Annotated in this window: 21 protein-coding genes; 6 read left to right on the top strand and 15 right to left on the bottom strand. The window is 39.2% G+C overall.

Features of this window, described 5'->3' with window-relative positions; all coding sequences use genetic code 11:
• Positions 1-43 precede the first annotated feature (43 nt).
• Positions 44-1,447 carry an NADP-specific glutamate dehydrogenase gene (gene gdhA / locus ABLB96_RS07765; RefSeq protein ID WP_348896002.1) on the bottom strand — a complete coding sequence of 468 codons (1,404 nt, stop codon included), beginning with the start codon at positions 1,445-1,447 and terminating at the stop codon, positions 44-46.
• A 271-nt stretch (positions 1,448-1,718) separates the two neighbouring features.
• Here gdhA and ABLB96_RS07760 point away from each other — a divergent pair, with 271 nt between their 5' ends.
• Positions 1,719-2,510 (top strand): RnfABCDGE type electron transport complex subunit B, encoded by a 792-nt coding sequence (locus ABLB96_RS07760; protein ID WP_348896003.1) that lies wholly within the window; start codon positions 1,719-1,721, stop codon positions 2,508-2,510.
• Positions 2,511-3,197: an endonuclease III gene (gene nth, locus ABLB96_RS07755; RefSeq protein WP_348896004.1), complete on the top strand. Its 687-nt coding sequence runs from the start codon at positions 2,511-2,513 to the stop codon at positions 3,195-3,197.
• On the opposite strand, the gene ABLB96_RS07750 is transcribed toward nth, so the two are convergent.
• The 4 genes from ABLB96_RS07750 to ABLB96_RS07735 all read right to left on the bottom strand — a co-directional run bounded on the left by ABLB96_RS07750 (position 3,194) and on the right by ABLB96_RS07735 (position 6,078).
• Complete coding sequence (locus tag ABLB96_RS07750) at positions 3,194-3,373, bottom strand: hypothetical protein (RefSeq protein ID WP_348896005.1); 180 nt, start codon at positions 3,371-3,373, stop codon at positions 3,194-3,196. The genes nth and ABLB96_RS07750 overlap by 4 nt on opposite strands.
• 71 nt (positions 3,374-3,444) lie before the next feature.
• Positions 3,445-4,098, bottom strand: a complete 654-nt coding sequence (gene adk / locus ABLB96_RS07745; RefSeq protein ID WP_002117671.1) for an adenylate kinase — start codon at positions 4,096-4,098, stop codon at positions 3,445-3,447.
• Between the two features lie 86 nt (positions 4,099-4,184).
• Positions 4,185-5,498: a hypothetical protein gene (locus tag ABLB96_RS07740; protein ID WP_348896006.1), complete on the bottom strand. Its 1,314-nt coding sequence runs from the start codon at positions 5,496-5,498 to the stop codon at positions 4,185-4,187.
• Positions 5,499-5,559: 61 nt separating this feature from the next.
• Positions 5,560-6,078 carry a hypothetical protein gene (locus ABLB96_RS07735; RefSeq protein WP_348896007.1) on the bottom strand — a complete coding sequence of 173 codons (519 nt, stop codon included), beginning with the start codon at positions 6,076-6,078 and terminating at the stop codon, positions 5,560-5,562.
• 236 nt (positions 6,079-6,314) lie between these two features.
• Here ABLB96_RS07735 and mrdA point away from each other — a divergent pair, with 236 nt between their 5' ends.
• The gene (gene mrdA, locus ABLB96_RS07730; RefSeq protein WP_348896008.1) at positions 6,315-8,321 is read left to right on the top strand and encodes a penicillin-binding protein 2; all 2,007 of its coding nucleotides are present in this window, start codon (positions 6,315-6,317) and stop codon (positions 8,319-8,321) included.
• Positions 8,321-8,866: a 16S rRNA (guanine(966)-N(2))-methyltransferase RsmD gene (gene rsmD / locus ABLB96_RS07725; protein ID WP_348896009.1), complete on the top strand. Its 546-nt coding sequence runs from the start codon at positions 8,321-8,323 to the stop codon at positions 8,864-8,866. The genes mrdA and rsmD overlap by 1 nt, the downstream gene beginning before the upstream one ends.
• Before the next feature lie 73 nt (positions 8,867-8,939).
• Here the strand turns inward: rsmD and ABLB96_RS07720 are convergent, their stop codons facing one another.
• The 10 genes from ABLB96_RS07720 to ABLB96_RS07675 form a co-directional block, all read right to left on the bottom strand.
• Entirely contained in the window at positions 8,940-9,395 is a 456-nt protein-coding gene (locus ABLB96_RS07720; RefSeq protein WP_348896010.1) for a hypothetical protein, read from the bottom strand.
• A 57-nt stretch (positions 9,396-9,452) separates the two neighbouring features.
• Positions 9,453-10,022, bottom strand: coding sequence for a HupE/UreJ family protein (locus tag ABLB96_RS07715; protein WP_348896011.1), 570 nt, complete (start codon positions 10,020-10,022; stop codon positions 9,453-9,455).
• A 9-nt stretch (positions 10,023-10,031) separates the two neighbouring features.
• A complete protein-coding gene (gene ureG, locus ABLB96_RS07710) occupies positions 10,032-10,646 on the bottom strand; it encodes an urease accessory protein UreG (protein WP_348896012.1) in 615 nt (204 codons plus the stop codon).
• Between the two features lie 26 nt (positions 10,647-10,672).
• A complete protein-coding gene (locus tag ABLB96_RS07705; RefSeq protein ID WP_348896013.1) occupies positions 10,673-11,338 on the bottom strand; it encodes an urease accessory UreF family protein in 666 nt (221 codons plus the stop codon).
• Positions 11,325-11,807, bottom strand: coding sequence for an urease accessory protein UreE (ureE, locus tag ABLB96_RS07700; protein ID WP_348896014.1), 483 nt, complete (start codon positions 11,805-11,807; stop codon positions 11,325-11,327). Before ureE ends, ABLB96_RS07705 begins: the two co-directional genes overlap by 14 nt.
• Positions 11,808-11,879: 72 nt before the next feature.
• The gene (gene ureC, locus ABLB96_RS07695) at positions 11,880-13,580 is read right to left on the bottom strand and encodes an urease subunit alpha (RefSeq protein WP_348896015.1); all 1,701 of its coding nucleotides are present in this window, start codon (positions 13,578-13,580) and stop codon (positions 11,880-11,882) included.
• Positions 13,581-13,592: 12 nt separating this feature from the next.
• Positions 13,593-14,051: a GNAT family N-acetyltransferase gene (locus tag ABLB96_RS07690; protein WP_348896111.1), complete on the bottom strand. Its 459-nt coding sequence runs from the start codon at positions 14,049-14,051 to the stop codon at positions 13,593-13,595.
• Complete coding sequence (locus ABLB96_RS07685; protein WP_348896017.1) at positions 14,041-14,361, bottom strand: urease subunit beta; 321 nt, start codon at positions 14,359-14,361, stop codon at positions 14,041-14,043. The genes ABLB96_RS07690 and ABLB96_RS07685 overlap by 11 nt, the downstream gene beginning before the upstream one ends.
• Before the next feature lie 11 nt (positions 14,362-14,372).
• Positions 14,373-14,675, bottom strand: a complete 303-nt coding sequence (ureA, locus tag ABLB96_RS07680; RefSeq protein WP_348896018.1) for an urease subunit gamma — start codon at positions 14,673-14,675, stop codon at positions 14,373-14,375.
• A gap of 100 nt (positions 14,676-14,775) precedes the next feature.
• Entirely contained in the window at positions 14,776-15,651 is an 876-nt protein-coding gene (locus ABLB96_RS07675; protein ID WP_348896019.1) for an urease accessory protein UreD, read from the bottom strand.
• A 194-nt stretch (positions 15,652-15,845) separates the two neighbouring features.
• Here ABLB96_RS07675 and ABLB96_RS07670 point away from each other — a divergent pair, with 194 nt between their 5' ends.
• Positions 15,846-16,169 (top strand): hypothetical protein, encoded by a 324-nt coding sequence (locus ABLB96_RS07670; protein WP_348896020.1) that lies wholly within the window; start codon positions 15,846-15,848, stop codon positions 16,167-16,169.
• Positions 16,170-16,379: 210 nt separating this feature from the next.
• Positions 16,380-16,859, top strand: coding sequence for a copper resistance protein NlpE (locus tag ABLB96_RS07665; RefSeq protein ID WP_348896021.1), 480 nt, complete (start codon positions 16,380-16,382; stop codon positions 16,857-16,859).
• The last annotated feature ends 8 nt before the right edge of the window (positions 16,860-16,867 follow it).

Below are 16,867 nucleotides of genomic sequence, written 5' to 3'. Positions count from 1 at the left end.
AAAAAAATCCGATGCTTTTGCATCGGATTTTTTATTTCGGTAGTTAATAAATACCTTGCGCAAGCATGGCATCAGCAACTTTTACAAAGCCTGCAATATTAGCTCCGTCTACGTAATTTACAGTCCCATCTTCTTTCGTACCGTATCTTACGCAATTGGCATGAATATCTTTCATAATTGCATGTAGACGTTCATCAACTTCGGCATGTGCCCAGCTTAAACGAATCGAATTTTGAGACATTTCTAAACCAGAGGTTGCCACTCCACCCGCATTAGATGCTTTACCTGGTGCATATAAAATATTAGCTTCAATAAAATGCTCAACTGCCTCAAGTGTAGATGGCATATTGGCACCTTCAGCTACACAAATGACACCATTAGCAATAAGAGCTTTGGCATCTTCGCCAGTTAATTCATTTTGTGTTGCACATGGTAAAGCAATATCTACAGGAATATGCCACGGTGTTTTACCTTCGAAATATTCAAAACCATGCTTAGAAGCAAACTCAGAAATACGAGCACGTTTAACGTTTTTCAGCTCCATGACTTCAGCTAGCAATTCATCTGTGAAGCCATTTTTTACATAAACTGTACCATTCGAGTCTGACAAGGTAACGACTTTAGCACCTAAGAACATTGCCTTTTCGGCAGCATATTGTGCAACGTTACCTGAACCAGATACCGAAACAGTTTTACCAGCAAAAGACTGCCCACGTGTTTTTAGCATTTCTTCTGCAAAATAAACCGTACCATAGCCTGTAGCTTCTGGACGCATTAAGCTACCACCAAATGAAATTCCTTTACCGGTAAAGACACAAGCGGTGTCATTACTCAGCTTTTTCATCATGCCAGCCATATATCCAACTTCACGCGCACCTACCCCAATATCTCCTGCTGGAATATCAGTGTTTGGTCCTAAATGACGATACAGTTCAATCATGAGTGACTGACAGAATCGCATAATTTCAGCATCAGATTTACCTTTAGGATTAAAATCTGAACCACCTTTCCCCCCGCCCATTGGCAAAGTGGTCAGTGAATTTTTAAATGTTTGCTCGAACCCTAAAAATTTCAAAATAGATAGGTTGACCGATGGATGGAACCGCATACCGCCCTTAAACGGACCAATTGCTGAATTATATTGAACACGAAAGGCACGATTAACTTGAGTCTGGCCTTGATCATCCATCCATGAAACACGGAATTGAATAACACGTTCTGGTTCAACCAGACGTTCTAGTAATCCCTGCTCTGCATATTCCGGATTTTTTTCAATAAATGGCCACAAGCTTGTCATGACTTCTTCAACAGCTTGTAAAAACTCAGGTTGATGCGGATCACGCGCTTGCACGTAATTCAGGAATTCATTCAGATTATTGTATTTCAATGCACGGTCCTCAGCATAGTAATGAATTAAATTGGTGCAATACATTTTAAAATGCATCATTTAGCAGCAAAATATTAAATCCCTTTCCATCAATTTTAACAATAGTTATTTTAAATTATTTTATTTTTCTTAATTATCATAAGTTTAATTTTAGAAAAACTATCTAAAAATCAAAAATAGTCATTTATCTTTTCACTTTTATTGATCTATTATTGTGCAATATTAGCTACATTTTAGGTCAATCAAAAAGCCAATAAATTCGTTAAAATCCATTGACCTTACTTAGGTTTTTCTTCATTATCCCAACGTTTTAAGCAAGCTATTTTCCTCTATGAATCCATCTATTTCTCTCATACGCGAGATTGATGCGTTATTGCCACAAACACAATGTGGTTTGTGTGGACACCGTGACGGCTGTCTACCTTACGCAAAGTCCATTGCCGAAGGTGAAGATGCAAATAAATGTGTTCCTGGTGGACAGCCAGTGGCCGATGCTCTGGCAAATCTATTAAATCGCCCTCCACTCACTGCTGAAAGTAGCGTATGGCCTGTACAAGCAGATGGTCGCCCACAGCGAATGAAAGCGATTATTCGTGAAGATGAATGTATTGGCTGCACCAAATGTATTAGTGCTTGTCCTGTAGATGCGATTATTGGCAGTGGTAAGCTTATGCATACCATCTTAACCGACCTATGCACGGGTTGTGAGTTATGCATTCCACCTTGTCCTGTAGATTGCATTGATTTGGTCGAAGACACTCAAGCCCTACCAAATGAACAACAGCGTACTGTAGAACAAAATGATTTAAGACAGCGCTACTACGCACATATTCAACGTGAAGAAAAACGCCGCATTCACCGCAAAGGTCCTGTCGTACGCGCTGAAATTGATACTCAACTGTTTGCACAGTTTTCTCAGGCACTTGATGAATTACCTTCTATTGAACTCATCGAGAAACCTAAAGAAACTCTGCCAACTGATGCAAAAACTACAATTGAGTTAGCTAAAATTCGTACACAAATTAAAAAATTGGAAAAACAGCTCAGTGTGCGCGAAGATGTGAAAAAACGCCTTCAGCTTGAAGAGCTACAGCAACAACTCACTCAATTACAGGAGGTCTGAATGGCCGTCAAAAATATGACGAAAAAGCAGATTCAAATTTTCTTTGAACGCCTTCGTGAACAAAGACCTTCTCCACAAACCGAATTAAAATATTCTTCTCCGTTTGAATTGTTAATTGCCGTCATGTTATCGGCACAAGCGACCGACATCAGCGTTAATAAAGCAACGGATAAACTCTACCCTATCGCCAATACTGCTGAAAAAATCTACAACTTAGGCGTAGATGGACTTAAAGAATATATAAAGACCATTGGTCTTTATAACGCGAAAGCTGAAAATGTCATTAAGACATGTAGGATTTTAATGGAGCAATTTAACGGCGAAGTTCCAAATAACAGAAAAGACTTGGAAGCTTTACCGGGTGTAGGACGTAAAACAGCAAACGTTGTTTTAAATACAGCATTCGGACAACCGACTATGGCGGTCGATACTCATATTTTCCGTGTAGGAAATCGTACTGGTTTAGCAGTAGGCAAAAATGTACTTGAGGTTGAACACCGTCTGGTTAAGGTGATTCCGAAAGAGTTTATTATAGATGCACACCACTGGCTCATATTACATGGTCGTTACTGTTGTATCGCCCGTAAACCAAAATGCTCAGAATGCGTGGTTTCAGATGTCTGCAACTGGCCTGACCGCTTTGAATTTGGCGCTATAAAAGCAATTCCAACCAAAGACCTCAGTTAATCCTGAGGTTTTTTAAGATGCTGCAATTTGGGATGTAGCTGACGTTCTCGTCCATTTTTTTTATTTTCCAAAGCCTGTTGTTTCTGCACATGACGCAACATTTTTTGACTTTGATATAGCAAAAATAATAATAGTGCCAGACTTAGCAATACCACCAAAATCAAAATGATTTTCATACCCATCTCCCGCACTGATTAAAAGAAATAAGCCCTCACAAAGAGGGCTCATTATCACAAATAATATTAAATTATTTGTCTAAGATGTTGAACAAATCTTTTTGTACATCTTCAATTGTACGCAAGCCATCAAGCTTGTCATAAGTCGGAGCATTTTCACCAGAAGCTGCACGGCCTTGGTAGAAACCAACCAATTGCTCTGTTTCAGTGTGATAAGACGCTAAACGCTTACGAATTGTTTCTTCTTGGTCATCTGGACGTTGAACAAGATCTTCACCAGTTTCGTCATCTTTACCTTCCACTTTAGGTGGATTGTATACAGTGTGGTAAACACGACCAGAAGCCGGGTGCTGACGGCGACCAGAAAGACGTTTTACGATTTCTTCGTCAGGCACATCAATTTCGATCACGTGATCAATGCTAATGCCTTCTTTTTCCAATGCTTCTGCTTGAGGAATTGTGCGTGGGAAACCATCAAAAATGCAGCCATTTGCACAGTCAGGCTGAGCAATACGTTCTTTTACTAAACCGATAATAAGTTCATCTGAAACCAAACCACCAGATTCCATTACACTTTTAGCTTTTAGACCTAATTCAGTACCTTCACGAATCGCAGCACGGAGCATATCACCGGTTGAAATTTGTGGGACATTGTAGCGCTTACAGATCAACTGAGCCTGAGTCCCTTTGCCTGCCCCAGGTGGTCCGAGTAAGATAATGCGCATAAAAAACATCCTCATTTAAAACAATGAATATGAAGCCTGGCAGAAAAACTCTCATTAATCTTCAATAGATCCTGCCCGACGTCGAATTATAAGAAAGCTACAAACAAATGTATTGTACCAGCAATAAATCCGGTTACCCCACCTAATACAATAAGAATCCACTCGTCCTCTTGGAATGCCGGACGTAATAAATTCTGAAACTCTTTGGGTGTTAGTTCACGAATACGCTCTTTAAACATTTGAAAAATCTTCTGTGCCCGGCTTGCATTGAGTGCGGGGTCACATACGGGTCCCATCGTAATTTCAATTGAACGATCAATCAAGTCCGTCTTTAATCTTGCATACTCTCTTGGGCCCAAAGAAAGCTGTAAAGATGTTCGAACAAGTGGCGTTTCCATGATTTCGTTAATATGACGTTTAACAATACGACGTGTTTTGTCCTTACGTGGACCATACATCATTTCTGTCATAATCGACTTTAACGTAATCAGATCTTCTGTCACTACACTTGAAAAGACCTCAGAAACTTCCTCTTGACGCTTCATGAAAGCACCTTGAAAATTATAGGTGCCAATTCGTAAAACCGGTACAATCCAAGGGAATTTACGATCTTTTGTTAATCTAAAGATTTGCGGATAACGGATATAATTCGGCTCAATTGGGTTAAATACCATCCAGATCGCAATCCAGTTGGTTAGAAAACCCCAGATCGATGCCCAAAACGGTACTGTCCAGTGCCAAGGTACCACAAACCAGACCACCATTTGGAAAATACCGAAAAACATCCCAATTAAGGCACTAATATGCCAAATAAAGTTAATTTCCTTTTGCCCAACTTTTAAGAACATACGTACCATTAAACGGCGGTCACCTTCCATTTGGCTGACAACCATTTCACGCATATCAACCAGTGACTCCACATTCATGGTCAGCTCAGTCACCAATTCTCTAAGCACATCTGGTAATTGTTTATGCGCTTGAGCATAAATACGACGTTTAATTGAATAAGGTAAATTTTCCCAAAGCACCGCATTACGATCGATCATTACCTCATCAATCAAATGCTCAAGTTCAAATCCAACTTGCTCACCAATAATACGCGCCATGTCTTCAGGGTCCATTGCCTCTAAAAACTCACGCAAAGAACCTAATTTAGATAAAGTATTATCGGTAATAATTCCAGAGATACGCCCAGCTTTACGTGGCACAATACCTTGCCAGCCAACGGGTAAAGGCCCCAGATGAAATCCCCAAAACTTAATTGGGTAAAACACCATTTTTAACGCCATCCATACATGTGCCCATGTGACAAAGGCAGTGACTGGAATGATACTTAAAACGGCCCAAAAATCAGGTCTGTGTAAAAAGGTCTGCCACAATCCGCTGACGTACTCTAACATGTAAGACTCTCGTATTTATTTGTGCTCTGTTTATGGCGAGTTAACGATAAACTGCTTTGTTTTATAAACCAAAACTTAAAGAATAAGAAAATTGAATTTGTGGTTTAGTATCGGCAGCAACAGCGCCATTTTGGTCAGTTAATTTTTCAGCTGCACCAATACCCACACTAAAAGTACTAATCCTTTCTGAATTCAACAATACATATGCTATATCGACACCAGCACCTAAACGAGATTTGGACTCCCCGTCTACCGTTTTGCTATCAAGGTGTCCTGCATAAAAGCCAATATAATAACCATTTTTATCTGTTCCAGTCAGGTAGTAAGGATAGCGAAATCCAACTTGTCCACCGGCAGTTTTATCACCATTTAAAAATGCACCCACTTTTGCATAAGCAATTCCGTAAGGATTTACCCATTCACCATTAAGATGTAATAACTTTTGAGTAAAACCTGCGCCTACATTCCAAGTAGATGCTTTATGATCTGCTAATTTTGCCTCTGGAAGAAATGAGTAATCTTGAGCATGAGCCCAACTACTTATTGTCAAAACTGCAAGTAAGGGATAAATTTTTCTCATTATTTTCTCCATTTTCCCTAATCGTATGGTGAGAACAACCCTATTCTATTGAATGAGAGACTTTAGCAGAATTATTTTGCTTCTTATATACAAGACTCTACAATTTTGTTGTCTGCAAAGTCAAAAAAGCGAATTGGCTTCATGACTGAAACTTTGAAAATTATGCAATATTTTAAGTGCGCTTGCGTTAGAATAAGCAGCTATTTTTCTCACCCTATGTCATTAAGTCGATCCGTATGAAACAGCACTTTCCTTTAAAAGATATCCAGCAAGAAAAGCGCATTTATCGAGGTCGTATATTTTTTGCCGTAGGGCTTGTGATTATCTGCTTATTAGTGCTAGCCAGTCGCTACGCTTATCTGCAAATTTTCCATTACGATGAGTTCTCGACTGCATCGGATAAAAACCGTATTCGCTTACAACCCCTTCCTCCTGCTCGTGGTTATATTTATGACCGAAATGGAGTTTTACTTGCTGATAATTACCCGGTTTTTACTGCAACATTAAGTAAAGCAGACGTTGAGAATGTTGATACGGTTGTTGAGCAATTACAGCCCATTTTAGAACTCTCTCAAGAAGATGTAGATCGTTTTAAAAGTCGTATTAAAACCGCTCGCAAAACTGAACGTGTGGCAATTAAGCTCAACTTAACCGAGACAAATATTGCCAAGTTTAGTGAGGTGAAGTACAAATTCCCTGGGGTTAGAATTGAAACCCAGATGACACGCTACTATCCGCATGGCGAATTGTTTGGTCATGTTATTGGATATGTGGGTCGTATTAACGATAAAGAATTAAAAAGTATTGATAAAGACTTATACGCTGGCACAAACCTGATTGGTAAAATTGGCGTAGAAAAAAGCTATGAAGATCTACTTCATGGAACACCTGGTTATGAATCTGTAGAAGCAGATGCCCATAGTAATATTTTGCGGCATTTAGGTCGTAAAGACCCAACACGTGGCAACGACTTATACTTATCATTAGATTATGGTTTACAAGTCGTTGCATCACAGCAACTTGCTGGTCGTCGTGGTGCAATCGTTGCAATAGACCCACGTACAGGTGAAATTCTTGCGCTGGTTTCAAGCCCAAGCTTTAACCCGAACTTATTTGTGACGGGTATTAATCATAAAGATTATAGTTCTCTACGCGACAACATAGACCAACCTCTTTATAACCGTGCAGTTCAAGGTGCGTATCCGCCAGGCTCAACCATTAAACCAATGGAAGCAATGGGTGGTTTACATTATGGTATTGTCGATTGGTCTACTGCCATCTCCGATCCAGGTTATTTCCACTTACCGGGCGACTCTCACAAATTCCGTGACTGGAAGAAAACTGGTCACGGCATCGTGAACATGCACAAAGCCATTATCATGTCTTGTGATACCTATTTTTATATTTTGGCAAATCAAATGGGCATCGACCAGATGAACCAATGGATGCGTCAATTTGGCTTTGGTCAAAAAACAGGTGTCGACTTACCAAGTGAAAGTGAAGGTTTATACCCAAGTCCTGAATGGAAAATGCGTACGCGCAAAACTAAATGGATGAAGGGTGAAACAATTTCAGTCAGTATTGGTCAAGGTGCATTTACTGCAACTCCATTACAGCTTGCTATGGCAACTGCCATTACAGCAAACCATGGCTCACATGTGGTGCCACATGTTTTACGCGCAACACATGGTGCTAAACCATTTACAGTACGTAATGCACCAGATGGAAAAATTAATTTCAATGGTACAGACGAAGACTGGGTAAAAATGCGAGATGCTATGATTGATGTAATTCAATCAGGTACTGGGCGTGGTATTCGCACATCGCTCTATCAAATTGCCGGAAAAACAGGTACTGCACAGGTTAAAAGTATTGCGCAAGGCAAGCGCTATAATGAAGCTGCTCTTAGTGAGCGCCAACTTGACCATGGTCTCTTTGTCGGATTTGCACCAGCAGATAAACCTGAAATTGCAATTGCTGTCATTTGGGAAAATGGTCGTCATGGTGGTTCAGCAGCTCAACTTGCTAAACCTATATTTGATTACTGGTTATTAACCCGCAATAAAAATCCGATTCGTCCAGCCAACCATCAAGTCAATGGTGGTCTTATGACAGCAGGAATTAAACCAGGTGAACTCCCAAGTGGTGGTGAAACTGCTAGTTCTACGCCAGCAGCGGCTACGACTACCACAGCAGCCTCTGCCCCTCAAGCAGCCCCTGTTACAAATGAGATTGATGAATAATGAAAAATCAATTACGTATTATTGGAGGCGAATGGAAAAGACGCGTTTTACCATTTGCCAGTATTGAGGGTTTAAGACCAACCCCAGATCGTGTCCGTGAAACGTTATTTAACTGGCTCATGTGGGACATCCAAAACGCTCAGGTTCTCGATATCTGCACCGGCTCTGGTGCTTTAGGTTTTGAAGCACTTTCGCGTGGTGCCGCATCTGTTTATATGATTGAACCCGATAAGACCCAATCACAATTTTTAAAAGATAATATTCAATTACTAAAAGCGCAGAATTGTCATTTAGTCAATGCAACTGCTCAACAAGCTTTGCCGCGCTTAAAAGAACAGTTTGATGTAGTTTTTTTAGATCCACCTTATAGTCTCGATTTATGGCAAGAGCTTGCCCACTTGGCAGATTCACACATTAAAAAGAATGGATACATTTATGTTGAGGCTGACCGAGATTTATCTCAGCTTCAACTTCCTGCATCATGGCAACAAGTTAAAACCACTAAAGCTGGTACAGTCCATGCAGGGCTTTATCAGAAAATTTAATCATGTAGCATTTTGATGACGAATTAATTTACCTGATCTATTTATTTGAATGCGATTATTTTAATTTTGTATTTCAGAATAAATAGATCGTAAAAAATCGTATGAGCTGACCTCGATCATAAGGAAAACTCGAAATATATTCATAGCCAATTTTCAGTTTTGGATTAACACTATAATTAACTCCATACCCAACTGAAATGGATAAATCTTGGATATTAATATGATTCGTTAAACCATGGATGTTTTTGTTGTGAAGTTGCCCTGTATCATAGGCTGTATAATTATAAATCACCCAACGCTCATTTGAATAAAATTCGTTTTTGAGCACATTATAGTTATTAACTTCATTATCATGCTCAATGGCTAAACGCCTTTGTTCCAAGTTCAAATCTGAGTGATCTAACAACTGATCTGTATCTAGTAAAGTAGAATCATTTTCTGGTTGAAAAAAATCATAGGCCTGCACATACCCACTATAAAACATAACCATCGCTGTAAAAATAGTATAAATATTTCTATGCACACACATTTTATTTTGCAAATCAAAAAAGGTAGCTTAAAGCTACCTTTTTCTGCAAGGTTTTAATTAACTTAAACCAATCACTGCAACGATTGCTGCACAGGCACCTACAATCTTTTTGCCATATGGCACATATCGCGAAAGTATTGCTCCTAATGCTAAACCACCGCAATAGATAAGTGCCATACCAGCAACCATACCAGTTACTAATGCAACCATATGCCCCGCATGTGCGAGTTCAACACCATGCGCTATACCATGAAAGCTTGCGAGTAAAGCTGCGGCAATGGGTAAAATCCGATTTGATTTTGTCCATAGTGCAATCGCTGTAATAATCAAAGAAGCAATAATTCCATATTCAGCAATATTTGAAGGCACTAAACCTTGAGCACCTATTAGAAAGCCTAAAATTAAGGTAATGCTTAAAGTGATTATGCCAGCAATTTTCCACTGTTTAGCTGCTGACCATAGCAAGACACCAAAACCCAAGGCCATGACTAAATGATCTAAACCAGTAAAAGGATGAATAAAACCTGCCACAAAACCTGAATGTGCATGATCATGTCCCGGATGCGCCATGACTAACGCAGGTAACATACTAAGGAGCCCAACGCTCCATTTTTTAATGAAGTTCATAGTTACTCCTTACACTTTAAACAGACCTTGCTTCTCAATAAATTGAATAATTTCTTCAAGCCCATCTTGTGTTTTCATGTTTGAAAATAAAAATGGCTTTTCACCGCGCATACGTTTCGCATCTTGGTCCATCACATCAAGATTAGCGCCCACCATAGGTGCAAGGTCAGTTTTATTAATAATGAGCAAATCTGACTTGGTAATACCAGGCCCCCCTTTACGAGGAATCTTTTCACCACCAGCAACATCAATCACATATAAGGTTAAATCAGAAAGTTCTGGGCTAAATGTTGCTGCCAGATTATCACCACCACTTTCAATAATAATCAGTTCTAGACCATCAAATTTTTCACATAAATCATCAATTGCAGCCAGGTTAATTGAGGCATCTTCACGAATTGCTGTATGTGGGCACCCACCTGTTTCAACACCAACAATACGCTCTGGTGACATCGCTTCGTTACGGGTTAAAAAGTTTGAGTCTTCTTTGGTATAAATATCATTTGTCACTACAGCCATATTGTATTTATCACGCAATGCACGGCATAGGTTAAGCGTAAGTGCTGTTTTGCCTGAACCTACTGGCCCACCAATTCCTACTCGTAATGGACTACGTTCTGTCATGATTTTTATCCTTTTATTTCCTAAGCTTAAGATCTAAATAACCGTGAATATTGTGTTTCGTGTTTCATGCTCAGCATGGCATAGCGGGGTAAAGCACTACTCAATTGCTCATCATTAAGTTTTAAAGCTTTTTCTACCGCTTGTGGTACTAGCCCATGCAAATGCCATAAAATTCTTTGCCCCGCCATTTGTCCTAACGGAACCGTTTTTACTGCTGCCAAAACCTGATTTTCTAAAACTGTAAATGTATAGGCTGTGAGTACATCAATGTCTTTAAGTTCTAAGCGTCCACATAACTGTGCATAGACAGGTACAAAACCAAATTGTTTTTTTACCTCGACCGTTTTTTTTAAAACATCTCTAATCCAAGCATTTAAAGAAAATGCTAACTGCTGAGATTCAGCGAGTAACTCTTTGCTTTCGCGGCTGGCTTTATATAAATTTGCCCAAACTAAAAATTGGTCTGGGTCATCATAATATTGCATATGACGTTTGAGTACGGGTAACTCAAACCGTACCAACAGCATTTCAAGTACCTCTTCAAAATAAGCAATTGCAGAGCTTTCATCATGTATCAAACCAATATCTATGGCTGTTTCTACACCTTGAGAATAACAATATGCTCCAACTGGCAATGCCGTAGAAGACAGTGTCAGTAGTTGAAGTAATTGTGCTGCGTTATGCATGGACATGATGCAAAGCTTTGATTGGGCTTAAACGATGGTCATGACTATGCTGTGCATAAGCACCGCTTTCGGGTTCAAATGGATGATCAATTTCTGTCACTGTCAGTCCTAACCCCTCTACCATTTCTGCAAGCACATGATCAGGTTCAAAATATAAAGCTGTCGGCGTTAGCATTAATGGCACATGTCGGTTACCTAGGTGATAAGCAGCTTTAAGTAAATCAAAATCAGTTGTTGCACTGACTTGCATCAAACGTTCAGGCTTAGCATCAACACGTAGTACATCACCTTGTTGAGTTGCAATATAAGAACCACTACGCAAAATGCCAGTACGTGGTAAATCGGCACCAATATCGACGCCACTCGCTAAAGTCGCTCGAAACCGTGATTTTTGACGAGTATCAAACGTTAACTCAACTGTTTCAAATGTCTGATTAGGAGAAATATCTTCAAGACGCTGGGTATAGATTTTCATTTAACTTTTCTCTCCTTATTTATTTCTTTCATATGTATAAATCAATGAGGCAACTCACCTCGATAAAACTCATTAAAACAAGAAATAACGCTGAGCCATCGGTAATACATCAGCAGGTTCACATGTTAATAACTGACCATCAGCCCGCACCTCGTAAGTTTCAGGATGAACATGCATAACTGGACAATATGTGTTGTGTTTCATATCAGCTTTGGTAATTGAACGCGTGTTTTTACACGGACTAATTAACTTTTTAAGTTTTAACTTTTCAGCAACCTTTTCATCAATTGCCGCTTGAGATAAAAAGGTAATACAAGTGTTATGCACACCACGCGGATAGGCACCAAACATCGGACGATAATGTACGGGTTGAGGCGTCGGAATTGAGGCGTTAATGTCACCCATCGGTGCGGCTGCAATCATGCCACCTTTAATAATCATGGAAGGTTTCACACCAAAGAAAGCAGGTTTCCACAACACTAAATCAGCAAGTTTTCCGACTTCAATCGAACCAATTTCATGACTTAAACCATGAGTAATTGCAGGGTTAATGGTATATTTGGCAATGTAACGTTTAACTCGATTATTATCATGAAACTCATTGTCACCCTCTAGAGGTCCACGTTGAATTTTCATTTTGTGAGCAGTTTGCCAAGTACGTAAAATCACTTCACCCACCCGACCCATCGCTTGAGAGTCAGAAGACATCATGGCAATTGCGCCTAAGTCTTGCAAAATATCTTCGGCAGCGATGGTTTCACGGCGAATCCGACTTTCTGCAAAAGCAATATCTTCAGCAATTGCAGGGTCTAAATGGTGGCATACCATGAGCATATCTAAATGCTCATCAATGGTATTAATGGTATATGGCCGCGTTGGGTTGGTCGAAGATGGCAACACGTTACTTTGCCCAATTGCTTTTAAAATGTCTGGTGCATGTCCACCGCCTGCACCTTCTGTGTGATACGTATGAATGGTACGGTCTTTAAAAGCCGCCAGAGTTTCTTCTAAAAAACCACCTTCATTTAAAGTATCTGTGTGAATTGCAACTTGTACATCAAACTCGTCAGCTACACTCAAACAGTTATCAATAGCCGCAGGTGTTGAGCCCCAGTCTTCATGTAGTTTTAACCCGATTACCCCAGCTTTAATTTGCTCACGAACTGGATCTGGCAAACTCAAATTTCCTTTGCCTAACAGACCAATATTCATAGGCAAATCATCAATCGCCTGCAATATGGTCGCAATATGCCAAGGCCCGGGAGTCACTGTCGTTGCCGAAGTGCCTGCCGCTGGTCCTGTACCACCACCAACCATTGTTGTGGTACCTGACATGAGCGCAGTTTCAACTTGCTGCGGACAAATCCAGTGAATATGAGTATCAATCCCGCCTGCCGTTAAGATTTGCCCTTCACCAGCAATCACTTCTGTTGCAGCACCCAAAGGAATGGTGATGTCAGGTTGAATATCAGGATTTCCGGCCTTTCCTATTTTCCAGATTCGGCCATTTTTCAAACCAACATCCGCCTTTACAACTCCCCACCAATCCACGATTAAAGCATTGGTAATCACTGTATCAGCAACCTCATCAGCTAAAAGCTGAGATTGCCCCATCCCATCACGAATAACTTTTCCGCCGCCAAATTTAACTTCTTCACCATATGTCGTTAAGTCTTGCTCGACTTCAATAAAAAGCTCTGTATCGGCCAGCCGAATACGATCTCCAACCGTTGGTCCAAACATTTCAGCGTATGCACGACGTGACATTTTCATACGATTAGTTCCTTATTTTTCTGATGGCAAAGCATAATATTTTGTCATCGGGATAAACCGAATTCCCCATTTTTCAGCAGCATCACCACTTACAATAAAACCAAATTTTCCATAGATATCTTGAGCATAAAAACTTGAATTCACCGTAATTTTTTCAACGTCTATATTTTCATTTTTAATTTTTTCTTCTATGAAATCCCAAAGCTGTCGCCCTAGACCTAGTTTCAAATGTGTTTTTTTAATAAAAAAATGCATTAAATGTGAGGGTTCCATATAAGCGACTATACCCACGATCTGTTGATCAATCTCTCCAACAAAATAATGAATATCTTCTCGATCAAAAATTGTTTGTATGACTTCTGGTTTAAAGCGTGAGCGCCCTTCCTCATTTGAAATCACTTGATCTATATATGGAGCAATTATGCCAACGATAGTATCTGTGTCATCTTTCGTTGCTTTTCTAATCAACATTTTCATCCAAACGCCCCATGACTCGGCCTGCGAAACCATATACTTCTCGCTTACCCGCTAAAGCAACCAACTCGACTTGACGAGTTTGTCCTGGTTCAAAACGTATTGCCGTACCCGCCGCGATATTTAACCGAAAGCCTTTTGCTGCCTCACGATCAAACTGTAATGCATCATTTGCTTCATAAAAGTGAAAATGCGAACCTACCTGAATAGGCCGATCACCAAGATTAGCCACTATAACTTTTAAAGTTTCTCGTCCGACATTGAGTTCAATATCAGTCTCTGGGGTAATAATTTCGCCGGGGATCATAAGCATTCCTTTTATACGATAGGCTGATGGACAGTGACTAACTTCGAACCATCAGGAAAAGTGGCTTCAACCTGCACATCAGCAATCATTTCAGGTACGCCGTCCATGACATCTTCACGTTTTAATAAGGTTGTACCAAAGTGCATGAGTTCACTCACCGTCATACCATCCCGCGCACCTTCAAGTAAGGCTGCGGAAATAAATGCAACTGCTTCTGGATAATTCAGCTTCAAGCCTCTCGCTTTACGACGTTCAGCCACTAAACCTGCGGTAAAAATGAGTAACTTATCTTTTTCTGTTGGATTGAGTTCCATATCTCTTTCCTAATAGCATCTAGTTTTCTTTAAGCAAAATGCATGCTCAAAAGCAGCATACTTGTTTTAATCGTTTTTAAAATACGCAATTTAACGTAACTTAGGTTTTCCAAATTCTTGGAAATTCCTCATCTAAATCAAACCAATAACGTCTCAATCTCGCTCTTATAGCTGCAAAAGCATCATGACAACGTCGTACATCATTTCCTAAAAAACGAGCACAGAATACATCTTCTAATAAAGTTAGAGTAACGGAAACATCCATACGCATGATTAGTTCACGAATGAGTTCAACATGTTGCTCTAAATAAAATGAGGTACGGAATTTCTCAGGTGGTACAGCCCAAAAACTTGCCATCACTGCCTGATTGTTCATTCCTAAACAAGAACTTAACCAGCGATCTCCCCCCTCAAAATATAAGGTATCGGCAACTAATAATTTATTTTCACGCCATAATTTAAACTGATTGTAATAACTTCCTTCAACAAAACTCTCGGCTCGAGCCTGTCGTCCCAATACCAGCATATCCCATCCAATAAAACTTGCTGTTTGATCAAGATGAATATGTGTTTCTGAGTGTGCTAAAGCACCGTCAAACAGCATAGTTTCTTGTGGCATCCACTCTAAAATAGATTCATTTTTCACATTCAAATAAATATGCTGAAAAGCTTGCTTACCGTTGGTTCTATACCATTTTCCAGCCCCAGGAGTAGTAACAACAGCATGCGCCTGATGTTCTGTTTCAATCTGAAAAGTAAGATGATCACCACCTGCAATACCCGCAGGCGGATGAACAATAATGGTGTGGCAAACGCCAGTCTTTTCAGGCCAGAGCATTTTTTGCACCCGAACAGGGCCATAATGTTTCCTATGATTCATTATGGTGCGAGAATTTTTAAAACAAAAACCAAGTTCTAATTTTGCATACCAAAATGGTGCTAAAGAAGTTTGAGAAAACTGTTGAATCCGATTCATTTTGGCTCATTTTTAAACATGGCTTTTTTAATAAGCAAAATATGCACCAAATACAAAAAGAGGTCACTACAAACTTAGAAACAATTTTTTTATTTTAATGAGTTAAAAAATAATCAATGTCTAACATAAAACCACAGTAAAGCATGGAATTATTTATACAATAGCGCCCATCCTCACTCTTATAAAATTTTTCCATGAAAATCTTTTTCGTGTTAGTACCGTTTGTATTTTTAACTGGGTGTATTTTTGGCCAATCTAGTGAGGTCAAACGTGCAGAAAAACTGCTAAATAATTTTCAATGTAAAAATGTTGAAACAAGTGAAATTCCCACAAGTTCAATCAACTCTTATTACCAGCAATCTTTAGCTGTCAGTAAAGACAAAGCAACTTCGTATGTAGAAAGCTATAAAAATGGTGAAGAATTATTCGATATGCCATTAGATGAAGTCGTAAAGAAGCAGTATGAACTTTATAAATCAGCTTGTGATTCTCTCGGTGGAGTTCCCGCTCATCCATAATTAGTTTATAAGGTATCTATTAAATCACTTGAGTAGATACCTCTTCCCCAACTTAATTCAAAAAATATCATTCAAACCGCCTAATTATTACTCACTTTACCTTTTGTTAAAATTAAGTTACACACGAAAGCTTTTATTTTTTATTCTTTTTTCCTAGGCTTTAAATACTTTTTATTTTTTATTTTTTATTTTTTTGAGGTTTTATTGATTATGAAAAAATCATTATTAGCAATTGCACTTATGAGTACTTTACTTGTCGCATGTAATAAACATGAAAATAAAACAGAGACAACTTCTGATGCCTCTACCCCTGTACAAACGACTGAAGCAAGTAATGCTGTTGCCGTAGATACTGAACATACAGCAGAAAACTCACTAGATTGGAACGGTAAATATAAAGGCACTCTTCCATGTGCAGACTGTGAAGGCATTAAAACTGAACTAAAATTAAAAGATGATAAAACGTATGAGTTGACTGAAACTTACTTAGGCAAAGGTGATACAAAACCATTTGAAACACACGGTAAATTTAGTTTCAATAAAGACAATACTTCTATTATTACCTTAGATGATAAAGGACAAAACCGTAAATTCTTTATTGGTGAAAATACAGCGACTGCTTTAGATCTTGAAGGTAAGAAAATGGAAGGTTCTTTAGCTGAACATTATGTATTGAAAAAAGAAGATTAATAAATTTT

The organism is Acinetobacter sp. XH1741, assembly GCF_041021895.1.
GTDB lineage: Bacteria > Pseudomonadota > Gammaproteobacteria > Pseudomonadales > Moraxellaceae > Acinetobacter.
The sequence above is the reverse complement of the archived record's forward strand: the minus strand, read 5'-3'. Positions and strand labels throughout refer to the sequence as shown.

Excerpts from the sequence above, each read along its gene's own strand:
- gdhA (WP_348896002.1), bottom strand. The coding sequence starts at position 1,447 with ATGATGCATTTTAAAATGTATTGCACCAATTTAATTCATTACTATGCT.
- ABLB96_RS07760 (WP_348896003.1), top strand. The coding sequence starts at position 1,719 with ATGAATCCATCTATTTCTCTCATACGCGAGATTGATGCGTTATTGCCA.
- nth (WP_348896004.1), top strand. The coding sequence starts at position 2,511 with ATGGCCGTCAAAAATATGACGAAAAAGCAGATTCAAATTTTCTTTGAA.
- ABLB96_RS07750 (WP_348896005.1), bottom strand. The coding sequence starts at position 3,373 with ATGAAAATCATTTTGATTTTGGTGGTATTGCTAAGTCTGGCACTATTA.
- adk (WP_002117671.1), bottom strand. The coding sequence starts at position 4,098 with ATGCGCATTATCTTACTCGGACCACCTGGGGCAGGCAAAGGGACTCAG.
- ABLB96_RS07740 (WP_348896006.1), bottom strand. The coding sequence starts at position 5,498 with ATGTTAGAGTACGTCAGCGGATTGTGGCAGACCTTTTTACACAGACCT.
- ABLB96_RS07735 (WP_348896007.1), bottom strand. The coding sequence starts at position 6,078 with ATGAGAAAAATTTATCCCTTACTTGCAGTTTTGACAATAAGTAGTTGG.
- mrdA (WP_348896008.1), top strand. The coding sequence starts at position 6,315 with ATGAAACAGCACTTTCCTTTAAAAGATATCCAGCAAGAAAAGCGCATT.
- rsmD (WP_348896009.1), top strand. The coding sequence starts at position 8,321 with ATGAAAAATCAATTACGTATTATTGGAGGCGAATGGAAAAGACGCGTT.
- ABLB96_RS07720 (WP_348896010.1), bottom strand. The coding sequence starts at position 9,395 with ATGTGTGTGCATAGAAATATTTATACTATTTTTACAGCGATGGTTATG.
- ABLB96_RS07715 (WP_348896011.1), bottom strand. The coding sequence starts at position 10,022 with ATGAACTTCATTAAAAAATGGAGCGTTGGGCTCCTTAGTATGTTACCT.
- ureG (WP_348896012.1), bottom strand. The coding sequence starts at position 10,646 with ATGACAGAACGTAGTCCATTACGAGTAGGAATTGGTGGGCCAGTAGGT.
- ABLB96_RS07705 (WP_348896013.1), bottom strand. The coding sequence starts at position 11,338 with ATGTCCATGCATAACGCAGCACAATTACTTCAACTACTGACACTGTCT.
- ureE (WP_348896014.1), bottom strand. The coding sequence starts at position 11,807 with ATGAAAATCTATACCCAGCGTCTTGAAGATATTTCTCCTAATCAGACA.
- ureC (WP_348896015.1), bottom strand. The coding sequence starts at position 13,580 with ATGAAAATGTCACGTCGTGCATACGCTGAAATGTTTGGACCAACGGTT.
- ABLB96_RS07690 (WP_348896111.1), bottom strand. The coding sequence starts at position 14,051 with ATGTTGATTAGAAAAGCAACGAAAGATGACACAGATACTATCGTTGGC.
- ABLB96_RS07685 (WP_348896017.1), bottom strand. The coding sequence starts at position 14,361 with ATGATCCCCGGCGAAATTATTACCCCAGAGACTGATATTGAACTCAAT.
- ureA (WP_348896018.1), bottom strand. The coding sequence starts at position 14,675 with ATGGAACTCAATCCAACAGAAAAAGATAAGTTACTCATTTTTACCGCA.
- ABLB96_RS07675 (WP_348896019.1), bottom strand. The coding sequence starts at position 15,651 with ATGAATCGGATTCAACAGTTTTCTCAAACTTCTTTAGCACCATTTTGG.
- ABLB96_RS07670 (WP_348896020.1), top strand. The coding sequence starts at position 15,846 with ATGAAAATCTTTTTCGTGTTAGTACCGTTTGTATTTTTAACTGGGTGT.
- ABLB96_RS07665 (WP_348896021.1), top strand. The coding sequence starts at position 16,380 with ATGAAAAAATCATTATTAGCAATTGCACTTATGAGTACTTTACTTGTC.